17 protein-coding genes are annotated in these 18,369 nt (G+C 68.0%); 5 read left to right on the top strand and 12 right to left on the bottom strand.

Features of this window, described 5'->3' with window-relative positions; translation table 11 throughout:
- Positions 1 to 3: 3 nt before the first annotated feature.
- The 4 genes from AC1DSZ_RS22505 to AC1DSZ_RS22520 form a co-directional block, all read right to left on the bottom strand.
- Positions 4 to 909: a carbohydrate ABC transporter permease gene (locus tag AC1DSZ_RS22505; protein ID WP_476840550.1), complete on the bottom strand. Its 906-nt coding sequence runs from the start codon at positions 907 to 909 to the stop codon at positions 4 to 6.
- A 48-nt stretch (positions 910 to 957) separates the two neighbouring features.
- Positions 958 to 1,932 carry a carbohydrate ABC transporter permease gene (locus tag AC1DSZ_RS22510; protein ID WP_476840551.1) on the bottom strand — a complete coding sequence of 325 codons (975 nt, stop codon included), beginning with the start codon at positions 1,930 to 1,932 and terminating at the stop codon, positions 958 to 960.
- Between the two features lie 170 nt (positions 1,933 to 2,102).
- Complete coding sequence (locus tag AC1DSZ_RS22515) at positions 2,103 to 3,410, bottom strand: ABC transporter substrate-binding protein (protein ID WP_476840552.1); 1,308 nt, start codon at positions 3,408 to 3,410, stop codon at positions 2,103 to 2,105.
- 152 nt (positions 3,411 to 3,562) lie between these two features.
- Entirely contained in the window at positions 3,563 to 4,627 is a 1,065-nt protein-coding gene (locus tag AC1DSZ_RS22520) for an ABC transporter ATP-binding protein (RefSeq protein ID WP_476840553.1), read from the bottom strand.
- A 262-nt stretch (positions 4,628 to 4,889) separates the two neighbouring features.
- Here AC1DSZ_RS22520 and AC1DSZ_RS22525 point away from each other — a divergent pair, with 262 nt between their 5' ends.
- Positions 4,890 to 5,861 carry a 2-hydroxyacid dehydrogenase gene (locus AC1DSZ_RS22525; protein ID WP_476840554.1) on the top strand — a complete coding sequence of 324 codons (972 nt, stop codon included), beginning with the start codon at positions 4,890 to 4,892 and terminating at the stop codon, positions 5,859 to 5,861.
- A gap of 120 nt (positions 5,862 to 5,981) precedes the next feature.
- Complete coding sequence (locus AC1DSZ_RS22530; protein ID WP_476840555.1) at positions 5,982 to 6,815, top strand: AprI/Inh family metalloprotease inhibitor; 834 nt, start codon at positions 5,982 to 5,984, stop codon at positions 6,813 to 6,815.
- 156 nt (positions 6,816 to 6,971) lie between these two features.
- Here the strand turns inward: AC1DSZ_RS22530 and denD are convergent, their stop codons facing one another.
- The 5 genes from denD to AC1DSZ_RS22555 all read right to left on the bottom strand — a co-directional run bounded on the left by denD (position 6,972) and on the right by AC1DSZ_RS22555 (position 12,250).
- Positions 6,972 to 7,964 carry a D-erythronate dehydrogenase gene (gene denD / locus AC1DSZ_RS22535; protein ID WP_476840556.1) on the bottom strand — a complete coding sequence of 331 codons (993 nt, stop codon included), beginning with the start codon at positions 7,962 to 7,964 and terminating at the stop codon, positions 6,972 to 6,974.
- 241 nt (positions 7,965 to 8,205) lie between these two features.
- Positions 8,206 to 8,952, bottom strand: coding sequence for an SDR family oxidoreductase (locus AC1DSZ_RS22540; protein WP_476840557.1), 747 nt, complete (start codon positions 8,950 to 8,952; stop codon positions 8,206 to 8,208).
- A 13-nt stretch (positions 8,953 to 8,965) separates the two neighbouring features.
- Positions 8,966 to 9,430 carry a GNAT family N-acetyltransferase gene (locus AC1DSZ_RS22545; protein ID WP_476840558.1) on the bottom strand — a complete coding sequence of 155 codons (465 nt, stop codon included), beginning with the start codon at positions 9,428 to 9,430 and terminating at the stop codon, positions 8,966 to 8,968.
- Positions 9,427 to 10,152 (bottom strand): GNAT family N-acetyltransferase, encoded by a 726-nt coding sequence (locus AC1DSZ_RS22550; RefSeq protein ID WP_476840559.1) that lies wholly within the window; start codon positions 10,150 to 10,152, stop codon positions 9,427 to 9,429. Before AC1DSZ_RS22550 ends, AC1DSZ_RS22545 begins: the two co-directional genes overlap by 4 nt.
- A 169-nt stretch (positions 10,153 to 10,321) precedes the next feature.
- Positions 10,322 to 12,250, bottom strand: coding sequence for an IlvD/Edd family dehydratase (locus AC1DSZ_RS22555; RefSeq protein ID WP_476840560.1), 1,929 nt, complete (start codon positions 12,248 to 12,250; stop codon positions 10,322 to 10,324).
- Between the two features lie 219 nt (positions 12,251 to 12,469).
- Here AC1DSZ_RS22555 and AC1DSZ_RS22560 point away from each other — a divergent pair, with 219 nt between their 5' ends.
- The 3 genes from AC1DSZ_RS22560 (at position 12,470) to AC1DSZ_RS22570 (ending at position 15,029) form a co-directional block, all read left to right on the top strand.
- The gene (locus tag AC1DSZ_RS22560; RefSeq protein WP_476840561.1) at positions 12,470 to 13,654 is read left to right on the top strand and encodes a pyridoxal phosphate-dependent aminotransferase; all 1,185 of its coding nucleotides are present in this window, start codon (positions 12,470 to 12,472) and stop codon (positions 13,652 to 13,654) included.
- Between the two features lie 176 nt (positions 13,655 to 13,830).
- Positions 13,831 to 14,769, top strand: coding sequence for a hypothetical protein (locus AC1DSZ_RS22565; protein ID WP_476840562.1), 939 nt, complete (start codon positions 13,831 to 13,833; stop codon positions 14,767 to 14,769).
- A gap of 29 nt (positions 14,770 to 14,798) precedes the next feature.
- The gene (locus tag AC1DSZ_RS22570) at positions 14,799 to 15,029 is read left to right on the top strand and encodes an alkylphosphonate utilization protein (RefSeq protein WP_476840563.1); all 231 of its coding nucleotides are present in this window, start codon (positions 14,799 to 14,801) and stop codon (positions 15,027 to 15,029) included.
- A gap of 157 nt (positions 15,030 to 15,186) precedes the next feature.
- On the opposite strand, the gene AC1DSZ_RS22575 is transcribed toward AC1DSZ_RS22570, so the two are convergent.
- The 3 genes from AC1DSZ_RS22575 to AC1DSZ_RS22585 all read right to left on the bottom strand — a co-directional run bounded on the left by AC1DSZ_RS22575 (position 15,187) and on the right by AC1DSZ_RS22585 (position 18,288).
- Positions 15,187 to 15,750, bottom strand: coding sequence for a cysteine hydrolase family protein (locus AC1DSZ_RS22575; RefSeq protein WP_476840564.1), 564 nt, complete (start codon positions 15,748 to 15,750; stop codon positions 15,187 to 15,189).
- A 193-nt stretch (positions 15,751 to 15,943) separates the two neighbouring features.
- Complete coding sequence (locus AC1DSZ_RS22580) at positions 15,944 to 16,915, bottom strand: tellurite resistance TerB family protein (RefSeq protein WP_476840565.1); 972 nt, start codon at positions 16,913 to 16,915, stop codon at positions 15,944 to 15,946.
- 116 nt (positions 16,916 to 17,031) lie between these two features.
- Positions 17,032 to 18,288, bottom strand: a complete 1,257-nt coding sequence (locus AC1DSZ_RS22585; protein ID WP_476840566.1) for a YeeE/YedE family protein — start codon at positions 18,286 to 18,288, stop codon at positions 17,032 to 17,034.
- Between the last annotated feature and the right edge of the window lie 81 nt (positions 18,289 to 18,369).

Consider the following 18,369-nt stretch of genomic DNA (forward strand, 5'->3'; position numbering starts at 1 on the left):
CGTTTACTCCTTCACCGCGCCCGTCATGGCCGAGACGTAGTGCTCGACGAAGAACGAGTACAGGATCACCAGCGGCAGCGAGCCGACCAGGGCGCCCGCCATCAGCGAGCCCCAGCGATAGATGTCGCCATCCACGAACTCGCTCACGATCGCGACCGGCACGGTCTTGTTGGAGGTCGAGGACAGGAAGGTGAGCGCGTAGATGAACTCGTTCCAGCACAGCGTCAGCGAGAAGATGCCGGCCGAGATAAGCCCCGGCACGGCCAGCGGCAGGATGATCTTGGTGAGGATCTGCATGCGCGTCGCGCCGTCGATCAGGGCGCATTCCTCGAGCTCGTACGGGATCGTCTTGAAGTAGCCCATCAGCAGCCAGGTGCTGAACGGGATCAGGATGGTCGGGTAGCACAGCACCAGCGCCATCGGGCTGTCGAAAAGCCCATAGGCCTGGATGATGGTCGCCAGCGGGATGAAGAGGATCGAGGGCGGCACCAGATAGGCGAGGAAGATCGCCGCGCCGACCCACTGGGCGTAGCGGTAGCGGATGCGCACGATCGCGTAGGCGGCCATCACGCTGGCGATCAGCGACAGGAAGGTCGCCAGCACGGACACGTACATCGTGTTCCAGAGCCAGGTCGGGTAGTTGCTCTCGAACAGCAGCTTGTTGATGTGCTTGAGCGTCGGCTTGACGACGAAGAAGGGGTTGAATCTCTCCATGTCGATCAGCTGCTCGTCCGGTTTGATGGCGGTGATCACCATCCAGTAGAACGGGAAGATCAGCACGATCATGATGAGCGCGAGCGGCAGGTAGACGGTCACCAGCTTGCGCTTGGTGGAGTCCAGGTAAGTCATGCCCTCCCGGTCGTCCGTCAGGGGGGCGCGGGTGGCGACGTTCACGGCTGTTTCAGTCATGGCCGCCTCGGAGCTCGGGGAAATGGATGAAAGGCATGGGGGCGGCGCTCATGAGTCCTCGCCTCCCTGTTGCCATTTGCGGCTCTGCAGGCCGAACCACGAGACCATGATGGCGAAGAGCAGGAACGGCACCATGGCGGTCGCGATGGCGGCGCCTTCGCCGAGGTTTCCGGCCAGGATCGCGCGCTGGTAGGAGAGCGTCGCCATGAGGTGGGTGGAGTTCACCGGGCCGCCGCGCGTCATCGCCCAGATGAGCTGGAAGTCCGTGAAGGTGAACAGCACCGAGAAGGTCATCACCACCGCGATGATGGGCGTGAGCAGCGGGAAGGTGACGAAGCGGAAGTTCTGCCACTTGCTCGCGCCATCCAGCGTCGCCGCCTCGTAGAGCGAGGGAGACACGGTCTGCAGCCCGGCCAGCAGCGTGATCGCGATAAAGGGCACGCCGCGCCAGATATTGGCGAAGATCAGCGACGCGCGGGCGTTGTTGGGGTCGCCAAGGAAGTTGATGTTGTAGTCGATGATCCCGAGGTGTCGCAGCGACCAGGAAATGATCGAGAACTGCGAGTCGAAGATCCACCAGAACGCGATGGCGGAGAGCACCGTCGGCACCACGAAAGGGATCAGCACGATGGAGCGGATGGCCGCCTTGAAGGGCAGGTTCTGGTTGAGCAGGATCGCCAAATAGAGGCCGACCACGAATTTCACCAGCGAGGCCACGATCGTGTAGACGAGCGTGTTGAACACCGAGAGCCAGAACACGCCGTCCGAGTCCCGCCACCAGGGCAGGCCGAGCCACTCGTAGTTCTCCAGGCCGATAAAGACGCCGGAACGGCCGATCTTGGCGTCCGTGAAGGACAGCCACACGCCTTTCGCCAGCGGGAAGGCCAGAAACAGGATCAGGATCGCGGCGGCGGGCGCCATGAACCAGAAACCCAGCCAATTGCGGTTGATGCGAAGCCTGTCCCACCATGTCGGGTGACGGACGGCCGGGGCCGGAACGCGGCCAGCCACGCTGTCGCTCATACTTGTGTTCTCCGTGGGGTCGGCAAGCCGCTTCTGGGCTGGTCGCCTCGGGTACGGACGCTCGATCGTCCCGCACGGCGGGCCGGAACGCGCCGGGTCCTCCGACCCGCCGCATTCCGCCCGCCGCCAGGATCATGCCGCGCATGGCGTCAGGCCGGCGCGCGAGCGCCTCAGCGGAACAGCCGCTGCGCCTGCCGCTCGGCCACGCGGATGGAACCCTTCAGGTCCTCGCGGCCCGTGCAGTAGTTGGCGAACATGTCGACCACGATGAAGTCCGCTAGCGCGGCCGCGGCCTTTTCGCCGATGGAGCCGACGCCGCCGGCCGTGAGCGTGCGCTTGGCGGCGTCACGGAACACGGTGTTCTTCGGGTCCTTGGTCCAGACCGGGTTGTTGTCATAGGCGTTGAGCGGGTGGGTGAGGTAGCCGGCCGCCGCCTCGAGCCACGGATTGTAGTTCTCGGCCTCCAGCATGTAGGCCATCAGGGCCTTGCAGGCCTGCGGGTACTTGGTGAAGTTGAACGCCAGCAGCGGGAAGGCGAGCTGGAACTCGGTCGGCTTGCCGACCGGCCCGATCGGCCACTGCGCGTGGTTCATGTCTTCCGCGATGGCCTTCATGCCCTGCGCGTTGGCGGCGGCGTAGATCGAGATGCCGTTGCCGGTGAGGTGCACGTCCCCCGAAAGGAAGGCCTTGTTGTTGGACGAGTCGTTCCAGGAGGCCGTGCCGGGCGTGAAGGTGTCGTAGAGCGCCTTCACGTATTCGAGCGCCTTGGCGGTCTCGGGCGAGTTCAGGATGACCTTGTCGTCCTTGTCGACCAGGTAGCCGCCATGCGACCAGAGCGCCCAATGGCACCAGGAGTTGCCGTCTCCGGTGGCGTGGCCGAGGGCGAAGCCGACCGGGAAGTTGTTGGCCTTCATGGCCTTGCAGAGCTCGAGGAAGCCGCCCGTGTCCTTGGGGAATTCCTTGAAGCCGGACTTGTTCATCGACGAAATGCGGTAGTTGATGTAGCCGCCGTTGAACGCCACCGGGATGGCGACCCACTTGCCCTGGAACTGGCCGTAGGCCTGCGCGGCCGGCACCCAGCCGCCGTATTTCTTGCCGAGATAGTCCGCGACGTCCTCGACCGGCAGGCACTTGGCCGGGAAGAGCTGCGGCAGCGAGAAGAGGCCCCAGACGAGATCCGGGCCCTGGCCGGTGTTGGCCGCCACGGAGGCCTTCGGCTGGATATCGTCAAAGCTCTCGTTGGAGATATTGACCTTGACGCCCGTCGCCTTGGTGAAGGCTTCGATCATGGCCATGAACTGCTTGTCCTCGGCCTCCACGAAGCGCTTCCAGCGCAGCATGTTCAGCGAGGCGCCGGCTTCCGGCTTCCACTGGTTGGTCTGAGCCCAGGCCTTGGCGAAATCCAGGAGGCCGGCGGCCCCCATGGCGCCGAGCGCGGCGCCCCCCTTGATCAGCGAACGGCGATTGAATGCGGACATTGGTTTTCCTTCCCTTTGGCGATTTTTTTGAGCCGCTTCGTGCGGTCTTCCGTTTGGCCGGCGACCCGGCGTCTTTGGGCTCGGCGCGAGATTTTCCGCCGTCGCCCTCAAGCAAAACGCCGCGCGAACCTCTCGGCGCGCGCGGCGGAAAATCAGCTGATCCGGGCGCCCGATTGGGCGTCGAACACGTGGACGAGGTTCGGATCCGGCGCGATCCGGATCGTCTCGCCCGGCTTGGCGGTGATGCGCTCGCGGAAGATGCAGACCAGCTCCTGCGTGCCGATCTTGGCGACGACCTGGGTCTCGGACCCGGTCGGCTCCACAACGACCACCTCGGCCGGCAGGCCGTTGTCGGCGAGCTGGAAGTGCTCGGGGCGGATGCCGTAGACGACCGGCATGCCGTCCGAGCCGGCCGGAGCCGTGTTCAGCGGGTAGACGCCGCCGGTGTCCGCCTCGAAGCTCGGCTGCGAGCCCGCGCGGATCTTGCCCTTTACGAAGTTCATGGAGGGCGAGCCGATGAAGCCGGCGACGAACAGGTTGGCCGGGCGGTCATAGAGCTCCAGCGGGGCGCCCATCTGCTCGACGATGCCGTCATGCATCACGACGATCTTGTCGGCCATCGTCATGGCTTCGATCTGGTCATGCGTCACGTAGACGGTGGTGGTCTTGAGCCGCTGGTGCAGCTCCTTGATCTCGGTGCGCATCTGCACGCGCAGCTTGGCGTCGAGGTTGGAGAGCGGCTCGTCGAACAGGAACACCTGCGGGTCGCGCACGATGGCGCGGCCCATGGCGACGCGCTGGCGCTGGCCGCCGGAGAGCTGCCGGGGATAGCGGTCCAGCAGCTTCTCGAGGCCGAGAATGCCGGCCGCCTTGCTGACGCGCTGCTCGATCTCGGGCTTGGGCGCATTCCGCAGCTTCATCGAGAAGGCCATGTTGTCGGCTACCGTCATGTGCGGGTAGAGCGCGTAGTTCTGGAACACCATCGCGATGTCGCGCTCTTTCGGCGGGACGTCGTTGACGACGCGGTCGCCGATGCGAACTTCGCCGCCGCTGATGTTCTCGAGGCCGGCAATCATGCGCAGCAAGGTCGACTTGCCGCAGCCGGACGGCCCAACGAGAATCACGAACTCGCCGTCCTCGATCTCGATGTTTACCCCATGAATGACCTGGGTCGAGCCGAACGCCTTCCGCACGTCGCGGATTTCCACGGACGCCATATAGTCCTCCCTGTCTCGCCACGGGACTGAGCCAACGTGTCGGCGAGCGTTTCTTCGTTTGCGCCGCGGGCAGCCGTAGAGGCTTGCCCCGCAACGCGCGCGGCGGCATCATTGCATGCGGTGCACGGAAATCAAGGACGGGCTGTTTACTGCACATCAATCGATTGAATTTATCTCACGCCCGGTGTGAACTGCCGTTTCTTTGGTCAAGCCCGGCGGATCGGCCGGGAAGAACGCCCCGCAGGGGGCGCGGGAGGATGTCGTGAAGAGCAACGAGGTACTGGTCACCGGCCGCATGATGCCGCTCGTGATGGAGCAGCTGGAAAGCCGCTTCACGCTCCACAAGCTGCACGAGGCGGCCGACCGGGACGCCTTGCTGGCCGAGGTCGGACCCCGTATCCGGGCCGTCGCGACGGGCGGCCACGTCAAGACCGACGCGAGCCTGATGGCCAAGCTGCCCAAGCTCGAACTCGTGGCGAATTTCGGCGTCGGCTACGATTCGGTGGACGCCGCCTGGGCGGGCCAGCACGGCATCGTGGTCACCAACACGCCTGACGTGCTCACCGAGGAAGTGGCCGACACGTGCCTCGGCCTGCTGCTGATGACGGTGCGCGAGCTCTCTGCCTCCGAGCGCTACCTGCGCGCCGGGCATTGGGAGAAGCAGGGCGCCTATCCGCTCACCCACAACACGCTGGCGGGCAAGACCGTTGGCATCCTGGCGCTCGGGCGCATCGGCAAGGCCATCGCCAAGCGCTGCGAGGCGTTCGGGCTGAAGATCGTGTATCACGGCCGCTCGCAGCAGAAGGACGTGGCCTACCCCTATTATCCGACCCTGGTCGGCATGGCGGAGGCCTGCGACATCCTGATCAGCGTGGCGCCGGGCGGCGACAGCACGTTCCACATCATCGACGCCGAGGTGCTGCGCGCCCTGGGTCCGAAGGGCGTGCTGATCAATATCGGCCGCGGCTCGGTGGTGGACGAGGGCGCGTTGATCAGCGCCCTGCAGAACAAGGTGATCGCCAGCGCCGGGCTCGACGTGTTCGAGAAGGAGCCGCACGTCCCGGCCGAGCTGATCGCCATGGACCACGTGGTGCTGCTGCCGCATGTCGGCTCCGCCTCGCACCACACGCGCGGCCTCATGGGCCAGCTGGTGGTCGACAACATCACGTCGTTCCTGTCCGGCAAGGGCCCGCTCACGCCCGTGGCCGAGACGCCCTGGCCGCCCAAGGGCTGAGGCCTCGCAGCCTCCGTTTTACGCCTGATCCTGTCGCGCTCGATCCTTGTCGGATTGAGCGCGACCCGTTTAACGGGTACATGGCAGGGAGAGGCTGAGGCGCGGCTGGGAGTGATGCGGATGCGGATGACGGCGGTTGTGAACGGGACGGCGAAGCGCCGGGCGCTGCTGGCGTTAGCGCTTGCAGTCTTCGGGGCGTGCGGGTCGCTCTTGCTGCCGGCGACCGCCAGCGCGCAGGCGAACGGCGTCGCGGTGATGTCCGGGACCTGGGAATTGTCCAATCCCAAGACCGCGCGCAACTGCCGGGTGCATCTGGGGTCCGAGAGCGGCCTCCATGGCTACCAGCTCGGCTCGCCGCCGGCGTGCCGGGTGGCGCTGCCGCTGCTCGCGCAAGCGGCCGGCTGGAACCTGAGCGGCTCCATCGTCACCATCGTGGATTCGGCCGGGAAGGTGCTGGTGACGTTCGAGCGTGAGGCCGCTGGCCCCGGCTACGTGGCGTCGACGGACGGCCTGACGCTGAAGCCGGTCGGCAATGCGCGTGCGCCCGCGGCCGAGCCGGCGCGCGCCGCCACGGGCCCGGCCGCCACGCCCGCGCCCAAGGCCGGCGCCGGCGTGCCGCCGCCCCCTCCGCCGCCCGCCTCCGTGTCCCCCAACGTGACGCCGCAGAGCCTCGCGGGCCTCTACGGGGTCGCGCGCGAAAAGAACAAGCCGCTCTGCTCAATCGATCTCACGATGAAGCCGGCCCGCAAGGCCGGTCTCTACGGCGCGCAACTCTCGGGCGGCTGCATCGACTCGGGCCTGAAGATCTTCGAGCCCATCGCGTGGCACACCGGCAATGGCCGCCTCTACCTCGTCGCCAAGAAAGGCCACGAGCAGGGTTTCTCGGTGATGCCGGACGGCGGCTGGCAGAAAGACCCACCCAGCGGCGCGCAGCTGTTCTTGAAGAAGCAGTAAGGCCGTGAGCGTCCCCTCTCCCCGGCACGGGGAGAGGGACAGGGTGAGGGCCTTCGGCCTGGAGCTCACGACCGTCACCCTGCAGCCTGGCGACGCCGCCCTCACCCCAGCCCTCTCCCTGTTCCAGGGAGAGGGGGCCGCGCCAGCGTCTTGATGTCAGGCGATCTTGCCGCCCAGCTCATCCTCAATGTGCACGCGGATGATCTCGTCGAAGCTGCTTTCGGCCTTGAAGCCGAGCGCCACGGCCCGGCTCGGGTCGAGCTCCCGCGCCCAGCCGGACACGATCTTGTTGATGGCGGCGTCGGGCTCGCGCTTGATCCTGGCCACGACCTTGTCGCCCGCCACGCGGCGCAGCGCCTCGATCTGCTCGCCGACCGTGCAGGAGAGGCCCGGCATGCTGAGGTTGCGGCGCGGGCCGATCTTTTCGCCGTCGATCTCGGCCGCGTGCACCAGGAAGCCCACGGCCGAGCGCGGCGAGGCGTGCCAGTGGCGCACGTCCTCGGAGACCGGCAGCACCGCCTCCTGGCCGGCCAGCGGCTCGCGGATGATGTTGGAGAAGAAGCCGGACGCGGCCTTGTTGGGCTTGCCGGGCCGCACGCAGATGGTGGGCAGGCGGATGCCGACGCCGTCCAGGAACCCCTTGCGGGTGTAGTCGGCCAGCAGCAATTCGCCGACGGCCTTCTGCGTCCCGTAGGAGGTGAGCGGCGTGGTGAAGAACTCGTCCGTGATCTTGTCCGGGAACGGCGCGCCAAACACCGCGATCGACGAGGTGAACACCACGCGCGGCTTGTAGGCGCCGCCGCTGCCCATGTTGAGCTGGCGGATGGCCTCGAACAGGTTCCAGCTGCCCGTGAGGTTGATGCGGTAGCCCTTGTCGAACTCCTGCTCGGCCTCGCCGGACACGATGGCGGCGAGGTGGAACACGATGTCGGGCTTGCCGGCCACCAGCTTCTCGGCCTCGCCCGGCATCGAGAAGTCCGACGCCAGCGTGGTCACGGCGAACGGCGCATTCGCCGGAGCCGTGGGCTCGATCACGTCGTGCAGGGTCGCCTTGGTGATGGGTTTGCCGGCCAGCTTGCCGTCGCGCACCAGCCGCTCGGTGAGCTTGCGCCCGACCATGCCGGCCGCGCCGATGATGAGGATGTGCATGGGGGTTCCTCCCGTGTTCGTGTGCTTTTGCGCGGCCATCTGGCCGTCATCATCAAATCCGCGATCTCGCCGTCATCCCCGGCCGGAGCGGCGCAGCCGCGAAGGGGAAGGGGATCCAGAGCCGCCGCGCTCACCCCTGGATCCCCTTCCCGGCGCTGCGCGCCGCCGGGGATGACGGCGGAGAGATCGCCGCCAGTTATCCCGTCACTGCTTCGCTCCGCTCGCAATGACGGCAGGGCGGCTAAAGCGCGAAGCCGCCGTCGACCAGGAAGATCTGGCCCGTCGTGTAGGAGCTCTCGTCGCCCGCGAGATAAACCGCCATGGCGGCGATCTCCTCGGGCTTGCCGAGCCGGCCGATCGGCTGGCGGTCGACGAAGGCCTGCCGGACCTTCTCGACCGGCTGCTTGGTCTCCTTCGCGAGCGTCTCGATGCGCTGGTCGAGCGAGGGGCTTTCGATGGTGCCCGGGCAGATCGCGTTGGCGCGGACACCTTTGCGGATGAAGTCCGCCGCGACCGCCTTGGTTAGGCCGATCACGGCAGCCTTGGTGGTTCCGTAGACATAGCGGTTCGGGATGCCGCGCACCGAGCCGGCGCCGGACGCGATGTTGACGATGGAGCCCGCGCCCTTCTCGAGCATGCCGGGGAGGAAGGCCTTGATCAGGCGGTGCATGGACCGGACATTGAGGTCGAACGAGAAGTCCCAGGCCTTGTCGTCGCATTCCAGGATGGTGCCGTGGTGCACGTAGCCGGCGGCGTTGCACAGGATGTCGATGGGGCCCACCTTCTCGGCGAAGTTGGCGACCTGCTTGTCCGACAGCACGTCCAGCTTGCGGCGTTTGGCGCGGGCGAGCCCGTCCAGCTTGGCGACGTCGAGGTCGGTCGCCCACACGGTGGCGCCTTCGGCCACATAGGCCTCCGCGATCGCGCGCCCGATGCCCTGTCCGGCGGCGGTGACGACCGCGACCTTGCCTTGCAGCCTCTTGGCCATTGCGTTCTCTCCCTCAGTTCCAGAAGTCGGTCTTGACCATGTGGACGATGGCGCGGTCGGGCATCTGCTCGACGGCTTCGACCCGGTAGCCCTTGCGGCTGTACCAGGCCACGTTGTGGGTGAGCGCCTGGCCGGTATAGAGGCGGATCGTCTTGCGGCCGAGCTGGCGCGCGCGCTCCTCGGCGGCCGCGAGCATCCGGGCGCCGGTTCCGCCGCGTTGGGCGCTCGGGTCGGCCGCCACGCTCCAGATCAGCAGGTCGTCCGCGCGGGGCTCGACGATGAGCGCGCCGGCGAGGCCATCCGGACCGTCGACCAGCCAGACTTCCCAGTCGCGCAGCACGGCCGCGTAGTCGGCCTGCAACGGGATCGGCTCGACGCCGAGCAAGGCCCGGTTCGGCGCATAGGCGGCGTGCTGCAGCGCGACGAGCGCATCGAGATCGTCCGGCGTCCCGCGCCGCATGCCGACGAGATCGTTCACGCGCCGCTTCCCCGCAGCGCAGCGAGGCTTTGGCGCTGCCGGCCGTCGGCATCGAAGTTTTCCGGCGCCAGCCAGCGCTCGAAAGTCGCCTTGCGGGAGGGCCACTCGCTGTCGAGCATCGAGAACCACGCCGTGTCGCGGCTGCGGCCCTGCACGATCATGTGCTGCCGGAACACGCCCTCGAAAGTGAACCCGAAGCGCTCGGCGGCGCGGCGGGACGGCGCGTTCAGGGCGTTGCACTTCCACTCGAAGCGGCGGTAACCGAGATCGTCGAAGACGTAGCGGGCCAGCAAATACTGCGCCTCGGTGCCGCCGGGCGTCCTTTGCAGGCTGGCCCCGTACATGATGTTGCCGACCTCGATCACCCGGTGGGCCGTGTCTATGCGCATCAGGGTCTCGTAGCCGACCGCCTTGCCGGTCGCCTTGTCGACGATGGCGAAGAACAGCGGGTCCTCGGACGCGGCCTTGCGCTCGATGTGCGCCTTGAAGCTGTCGAAATCCGGGAAGGGCGGCTCGAACAGGTACCGCCAGATGGCGTCCTTGCCGGCGCCGTGGGACTCGGCCCAGAGCGAATGCGTGTGCGCCGCAGGATCGAGCGGGACGAGATCGACGAAGCGCCCCGCGAGCGTGCGCCGCTCCGGGCGGGGCGCCGGATGGGTGTCCACCTCGGGGCCGATCGGGAGGCCGGAGGCGGGTGCTGGAACGGAGTCTGGCTGGTGCATGGACTCAATCTCTCCCTCTCCCGCAGGCGGGAGAGGGGCAGGGGTGAGGGCGGCAGGGAGCCTGGATGCGTCATCGGCGGAAGCGTCTGGGTGAATTCGCAGATGCGGAAACACCCTCACCCCTGCCCCTCTCCCGCGAGGCGGGAGAGGGAACGCGATCAATGACGCCTTAGTGGTTATCCCGCGGGACGCCCATGCTCTGGGCGACCTTCTGGTATTTCACGGCCGGCTTCAGCACCATGCCGGAGCCGAGCTGGTCCACCATGCCGCGCTGGATCTCCTGCCAGGGCGTCTGGCTGGCCGGCGACTTGTAGCCGCCATGCGCCTGCAGTTCGGCGCGGCGCTGGTTCAGCTCCTCGGCCGAGATGAGGATGTCGGCCGTGCCCTTGCGCAGGTCGATGCGGACGCGGTCGCCGGTCTTCAGGATCGCGAGCCCGCCGCCCGCCGCCGCCTCGGGCGAGGCGTTCAGGATAGACGGCGAGCCCGACGTGCCGGACTGCCGGCCATCGCCGATGCACGGCAGGGCGTGGACGCCCTTTTTGATCAGCGCCGCCGGCGGCTGCATGTTCACGACCTCGGCCGCGCCCGGATAACCGATGGCGCCGGCGCCGCGCATGAACAGCATGCAGTTCTCGTCGATCTCGAGCGAGGGGTCCTCGATGCGGTGATGATAGTCCTCCGGCCCGTCGAACACGATCGCGCGGCCCTCGAAGGCCTCGGGATCGTTCGGGTTGGACAGGTAGCGGTTGCGGAACTCCTCGGAGATCACGCTGGTCTTCATCACGGCGTTGTCGAAGAGGTTGCCCTTCAGCACCACGAAGCCGGCGTTGACCCGCATGGGCTTCTCGATCGGGTAGATCACGTCCGTGTCCTGCACGGTGGTGTTGCGGCAATTGTCGCCGATGCTCTTGCCGTTCACCGTCAGGGCGCCTTCGTGGATGAGGCCCTTCTTCATGAGCTCGTTCACGACCGCCGGCACGCCGCCGGCGCGGTGGTATTCCTCGCCCAGGTAGTAGCCGGCCGGCTGCAGGTTCACGAGCAGCGGCACTTCCAGGCCGTATTTCTGCCAGTCGAACACGTCGAGTTCGACGCCGATGTGGCGCGCGATGGCGTTGATGTGGATGGGCGCATTGGTGGAGCCGCCGATGGCCGAGTTCACCACGATGGTGTTCTCGAACGCCTCGCGGGTGAGGATGTCGGAGGGCTTCAGGTCCTCCCACACCATGTCGACGATGCGCTTGCCGGTCTCATAGGAAATCTGCCCGCGCTCGCGGTAGGGCGCCGGGATGGCGGCGCAGCCCGGCAGGCTCATGCCGAGCGACTCGGCCAGCGAGTTCATCGTGGAGGCGGTGCCCATGGTGTTGCAGTGGCCGACCGACGGGGCGGACGAAGCCACGATATCCATGAACTCCTCGTAGCCGATCTCGCCGGTGGCGAGGCGCTCGCGCGACTGCCACACGATGGTGCCGGAGCCGGAGCGCTCCCCCTTCCACCAGCCGTTCAGCATCGGGCCGCCCGACAATACGATCGACGGGATGTTCACGGTGGCGGCCGCCATGATGCAGGCCGGGGTGGTCTTGTCGCAGCCGGTGGTCAGCACGACGCCGTCCAGCGGGTAGCCGTAGAGGATCTCGACGAGGCCCAGATAGGCGAGGTTGCGGTCCAGCGACGCGGTTGGGCGCTTGCCGGTTTCCTGGATCGGGTGCACCGGGAACTCGAAGGCGACGCCGCCCGCGGCCGTGATGCCCTCGCGGACGCGCTTGGCGAGATCGAGGTGGTGGCGATTGCAGGGCGATAGGTCGGAGCCCGTCTGCGCGATGCCGATGATCGGCTTGCCCGACATCAGCTCTTCGCGAGTCAGGCCGAAATTCAGGTAGCGCTCGAGATAGAGCGCCGTCATGCCCGGGTTCTCGGGGTTGTCGAACCAGAGCTGCGAGCGCAGGCGGCGCTTGGCGCCTTCCATCACGGATTCGGCCGGCACGTCGTCAGTGGTGACGGACTGGTCGTGCTTGGCGGGCGCATGCGCGCCGTTGCGCGGCTCCTGCGAAAGCGGCGCGCCGCCCGTGCCGTTGCCCTTGTGGCCATTGTCGCCCGCCATCGCGTCTTCTCCCATGACTTCGCGTGTTTGACCGACTGCAGACGCCGATCGAACCGATTTGATTTCGGCGGCAGCATCGCCCCAAATGCGCACGGAAATCAACGCCCGATGCATGCGGCGGAAGCGGGGGGGCTGTGTGCGCACTGTTGCGCTTGGCCTCGCGGTGATGCATGCACGCGCAAGCCTCAGCCTAGATGCGCACCGGGGGAGACAACGCCGATGACCCTTCACATCACCGACTCCTTTGGCCGCATCGGCGAGGAGAACGCCTTCGCGGTTCTGGCGCGGGCCACCGACCTCGCCGCGCAAGGGCGCGACATCATCAACCTCGGCATTGGCCAGCCGGACTTCCGCACCCCGGAGCACATCGTCGAGGCCGCCATCAAGGCGCTGCGCGACGGGCATCACGGCTACACGCCCGCGACCGGCATCAAGCCGCTACGCGAGGCCGTGTCGGCCGACCTGCACAAGCGCTTCGGCGTCGATGTCTCGCCGGACTCGGTGCTGATCGTGCCGGGCGGCAAGGTCACGATGTTCATGGCCATCCTGATGTTCGGCGAGCCCGGCGCCGAGATCCTGTATCCGGACCCCGGCTTCCCGATCTACCGCTCGATGATCGAGTTCACGGGCGCCAAGCCCGTTCCGGTGCCGATGCGTGAGAGCAACGGCTTCGCGTTCTCGGCCGAGGAGACGCTGGGGTTGATCACGCCGCGTACGCGCCTGCTGATCCTGAATTCGCCCGCCAACCCGACCGGCGGCGTCACCCCCAAGGCCGAGATCGACAAGCTCGTGGCCGGCCTCGCCCGGTTCCCGGACGTCGCGATCATGTCGGACGAGATCTACGCCCAGATGACCTATGACGGGCTGGAGCACCAGACGCTGCTCGCCTATCCGGAGATCCGCGACCGGCTGATCCTGCTCGACGGCTGGTCCAAGACCTACGCGATGACGGGCTGGCGCATGGGCTACTCGGTGTGGCCGAAGCCGCTCTACGAGGCGGCCCGCAAGCTCGCGGTGAACTCCTATTCCTGCGTCAACGCTTCGGCGCAGTATGCCGGGCTGGCGGCGCTCACCGGGCCGCAGGACGCGGTGCGCGACATGGTGGCCGAGTTCGACCGCCGCCGGCGCGTGGTGGTGGAAGGGCTCAACGCCTTGCCGGGCGTCTCGGCCGTGACGCCGAAAGGCGCGTTTTACGCGTTCCCGAACATCGCCCAGACGGGCTGGAAGGCCAAGCCGCTCGCCTCGGCGCTGCTCGAGAAGGCTGGCGTCGCCACCATTGGAGGCCCGGACTTCGGCGTGCATGGCGAGGGCTATATCCGGCTCAGCTACGCCAACTCGACGGAGAACATCCAGCGCGCGCTGGTGCGGATGGGCGAGTTTCTGGAGCAGAACAAGCCGATCTAGGCGCGCGCAACTCTCTCCCGCGTAGCGCGGGAGATGTCGGCCCAGCCGACAGAGGGGGCGCCGGTGAAGCGCTCCCAAACCAGCGGCGCTCGACCACTCCTCCCTGCCCTCCCCCGCTTCGCGGGAGAGGGTTCCGGCCCCGCCATCCCGCGTTCACCTCCGCTTTCCGGACCGCCATGCGCCTTTCCGCCTCAGTCCTTCTCGCCGCTCTCGCGCTGCTCACCGCCGCTCCCGCGATGGCCCAGCAACCGCTGAGCGTGAACGTGCGCAACAAGTCCGTCCCGACGCTCTGCGCCGAGGACGACAACGTCTATCTCACCTTCCAGAACCCGAAGGTGCGCCACTTCCGCGTCGAGGCCCGCGCGCCGGCTGTCATCGGTTCCATCGTTCAGGACAGCCGGGCGCCGGACTTCACGAACTGCACCATCAAGGACCAGCCGCCCGGGCCTGAGGACAAGGTGGAGCGCATCGTCCTGTTCGAGGACGACGCGATGCAGCTCGTCGGCTACCGGCACTCGGAGTTCTGGCGCAAGGGCGACGTGCCGGTGCGGGTCGGGGAGCGCGAGGAGAAGGCGATCTATCTCCTGCAGCTCTTCAGCAAGACGCCGCGCGGCCCGTACGAGCACCTCGTGCTCTATCCGCTGGACGGCTACTGGCGCCTGCGCCCGCTGCCGCCGGCGCGGCTGGACGAGGTGGCGTATGGCACCTCGGTGCTGATCGGCCAGATCGACGAGAAGGAACGCCCCTTCGTGGCGATCCAGTCGATCCGCTTCACGCCGAAGTCCAAGACCTTCGATCTCACCTTCCCGGCGGGCGGCCAGGCGAGCGTGCGCGTCGCCAGCTTGACCGAGCAGGCGACCGCCGTCGAGGTGACGCTCGAGAACCCGGTCAGGCGAAAGCCCTTCGCGGCGGTGCGGTCGATGTATGTGACGGACGTGAACGCGGACTCGTCGCAAGTCGCGTGGCGCGCGCCCTCCGACAAGGGCTGGCGGCAAAAGCCCGTGATGGAGTTCCGCTCCGGCCGGGCGCACGACTTCTGGCTTGGCCGAGGCGTCACGTCCAAGCACAACACCAGCGCGCCGGACACGGCGCTGTTCGATTTCCAGCCGGAATAGCGGCTCAACTCAGGCTTGCGGGGGCAACAATGAGCGACGACGAAATAATCGTGAAGGACTGCAACGGCGCCCGGCTCCAGAACGGCGACACCGTGCACGTCATCAAGGACCTGAAGGTGAAGGGCACGTCCTCCACCATCAAGCAGGGCACCAAGGTGAAGGGCATCCGCCTCACCGACGACCCGGAGCACATCGAGTGCCGGGTGGACAACATCAAGGGCCTGATGCTGAAGACGAGCTTCCTCAAGAAGGTGAACTAGGCCGAGCCAGTAGGGCCATCAACGCAGGTGGGGATGAGCCCCAATCTCTCCGTCATCCCCGGCGGCGCGAAGCGCCGGGAAGGGGATCCAGGGCAGCCGCGCCTTTGCCCCTGAATCCCCATCCCGACCTGCTGCGCAGGTCGCCGGGGATGACTACTCAGGGGAGAACGGCCACGATCTCGTTTGTGCGGTGAACCGTGGCAAACTCCGCCGCCAGGGTGGCGAGGTGGACCGCTTGCACCGTATCGGCCGGGATCACGGCCCCGTCGAGGCCCGGCATGTCGAAGCACGCGCAGCCGTCGGCGGCCACGATCATGCGCCAGCCCATGTTGGCGCCCACCCGCACGGTGGTGGAGACGCACTGGTCCGTCGTGATGCCGAACGCGACCACATGCGTCGCTCCGAGCCGGCGCAGGCGCAGGTCGAGATCGGTACCGATGAAGCTGGCGTTGACGCTCTTGGTCACAAGCGCCTCGTCGCCCTGCGGGCCGAAGCCGGGCCGAAAGGCGTTGCCGGGCGCATCGGGGCGCAGCTTCGAGCCGGCTTCCACGGAGTCGTGCCGCACGTGAATGATCGGCATCCCGCGCGCGCGCCAGGCGGCGAGCAGCGCCAACCCGTTGCGGTCGCAATCCGGGTTGCTGCGCGGCGGAAACGCCGGGTCGTCGAACGCCTGCTGCATGTCGATCGGCAGCAGCACGGCGGTGCGGGGGAGGGTGAGCATCCCGATTGGTTAGCTGAGCTCGCGATGGCGATCAATCACCGCGCGATGGTCCCCCTCTCCCTGGAACAGGGAGAGGGCCGGGGTGAGGGTCTCGGGGCCGCGCGCAGTGGCTCAGGAGCCCTGCACGACCAGCCCTCACCCTGTCCCTCTCCCCTTGAGGGGGAGAGGGGACGCGCTCGGAAGCTCCGGCGCTTCACGCGGTCGGCTGCACCTTCGCGCTCTCGGCCGCCGCGTCGATGTTGGCGACGAGCTGGGTGTCGAGCCCCAACGCTCCGGCCAGGTCTCGCAGGAAGGCCGTCTCGGCCTCGTGGTCCGGATCGATGGTGAGGCGCGCGGCCGCGTAGACCTGCGCGGCGACTTCGGGGCTGCCGGCCTGGGCGGCGAGGTTCAGGGCCGTGGCCGGGCTGGCGAACTCGGCGTCCAGGAACTGCGCGGCGTCCGGCTCGGCCCCGAGCTGCTGGAGATTGCCGGTGATGTGCGCGCGCTCGGCGTCGTCGACCACGCCGTCGGCGGACGCGGCCGCGATCATGGCGCGGATCAGCAGTAGCGCGGTGGCGTTGTCCTGCCCGGCGTCGCCCGTGGTTCCGAAGGCGCTCTCGGCCGGCGCCTCGGCGATCTGCGGCTGGCCGCCCTGCTGGGGCAGGGACACCAGCGGCTTGCCCTGCTGGTAGTTCTGCCAGGCCTGGTAGGCGAGGCCGCCCACCAGCGCAAGGCCGCCCAGCTTGGCGGCGTCCACCGCGAGCCCGCGCCCGGCCTTGCTGCCGAGGAACAGGCCCGCGAGGCTGCCGAGGGCGGCGCCGCCGGCGAGCTGGTTCTGGCCCAGCATGTCCTTGGCGCGCCCGAGAAGGTCGCCACCGCCCGCGCCGGCGCCGGCCTGTCCGCCCGAAAGGCGGCCGAGAATGTCGTTGATGGCGGGCGACACGCCGGTTCGCTGGCCGGCGCCCTGGAGGCCCTGCGTGGCCTGCCCGAGCACCGAGCCGATGAGGCCGCCGATGCCGCCCTGCGCGGCTCCCCCGCCACCCTGGCCTTGGCCCCCGCCACCCTGCTGCAACTGCCCGAGCACATTGCCGAGCAGGCCTCCCAGCCCGCCCTGGCCGGAGCCGCCCTGCGCGGGGGACTGGCTGGCGGACATCATGGCGTCCAGCAGTTTCTTGGCGTCGAACATGGCTGCATCCCCTCTCGTGATCTGCGATCCAAGTGGGGACGCGCTTGCCGAATGTGAAGAACCGGCCGCGATGTTCCAGTCCAGCGGCGCTGGGAAACAGCGCCGCCGCTTGCGGTTCAGCAGGCCGTGAGGCGCGGCGTGCGCTCGACCTCAAGGTCGAACAACGGCCGCAGGCGCGTGCCGATGACGTTGCCGGCGAAGGCCGCGACCATCCACACCCAGCCATGCAGGCTGCCGGACGCGATGCCGGAGAAATACGCGCCGATGTTGCACCCATAGGCCAGGCGCGCGCCGTAGCCGAGCAGCAAGCCGCCCAGGATCGCGGCCAGGGCCGAGCGGAGCGGCACGCGCCAGGTCGGCGCATAGCGGCCGGCCAGCGCGGCGGCGAGCAGCGCGCCCACCACGATGCCGATGTCCATCACGGACGTGACATCGTTCAGGATGCTGTTCTGCAGCGCGGCCTTGTTGGCCGGGCTCGACCAATAGGGCCAGCTCGCGACGTCGGCGACGCCGAGCGAGGCCGTGATCTTGGAGCCCCACAGCGCGAATGCGGAGGTGATGCCCCACGGCTTGCCGGCCAGCGCCAGCGTGGCGAAGTTCAGCAGCGCCAGCGCGACGCCGCCCGCGACCAGCGGCCAGGGGCCGCGCAGCAGGCGGGCGAGGCCATGGCGGGGCGAGGGCTTCTCGGCCTCGAGCGCGCCATGACGCTTGCGCTCGAAATAGATCGTCGCCGCCGCGATGGCGGCGAACACCGCGAGGTTCACGGCCAGGGCCGCCCACGGGCCCCAGAGCTTCACGAGGGAGACCGGCGCGAAGCTCGGCTGCGCGGCCCACCAATGCAGGTGCGCGGCCCCGACCGTGGAGCCGACAATGAAAGCCGCCAGCGTGATCAGCATGCGGGTGGAGCCTCCGCCGACCGTGTAGAGCGTGCCGGACGCGCAGCCGCCGCCCATTTGCATGCCGATGCCGAACAGGAACGCCCCGAACACCACCGACACGCCCACGGGCGACACGAGCCCCTGCACGGGCTGGCCGAACAGGCTGCCGGACGCCAGCACGGGGAAGAACAGCGTGGTGGCGACCGCCAGCATGATCATCTGGGCGCGCAAGCCCGCGCCGCGCCGGTCGGAGATGAACACCCGCCAGGCGGACGTAAAGCCGAACGCGGCGTGGTAGAGCACCAGGCCCATGAGGGCGCCGAGGCCGTAGAGCGCGGCCTGCTTGGGGTTCACCACCGCGCCGATCGTGGCCGCGCCCGCCACGATCGCGAAGGCGGCGCCCCAGGCCGCGCCGACATTGGCGGGCGCGGCGGATGTCTGCCGGGCAGGCGCAGGCCCGGCCGGGGCAGGTGCAAAGGAGCTGATGCTCGACATTTGGGATGTCCTGGAACGGGGATCGGCCAATGGCCTCGACCCATATCTAGGTTCCACAGTCGATAACGTCAATTCATCTTA

It is taken from the genome of Alsobacter sp. P4_H11 (assembly GCF_056400925.1).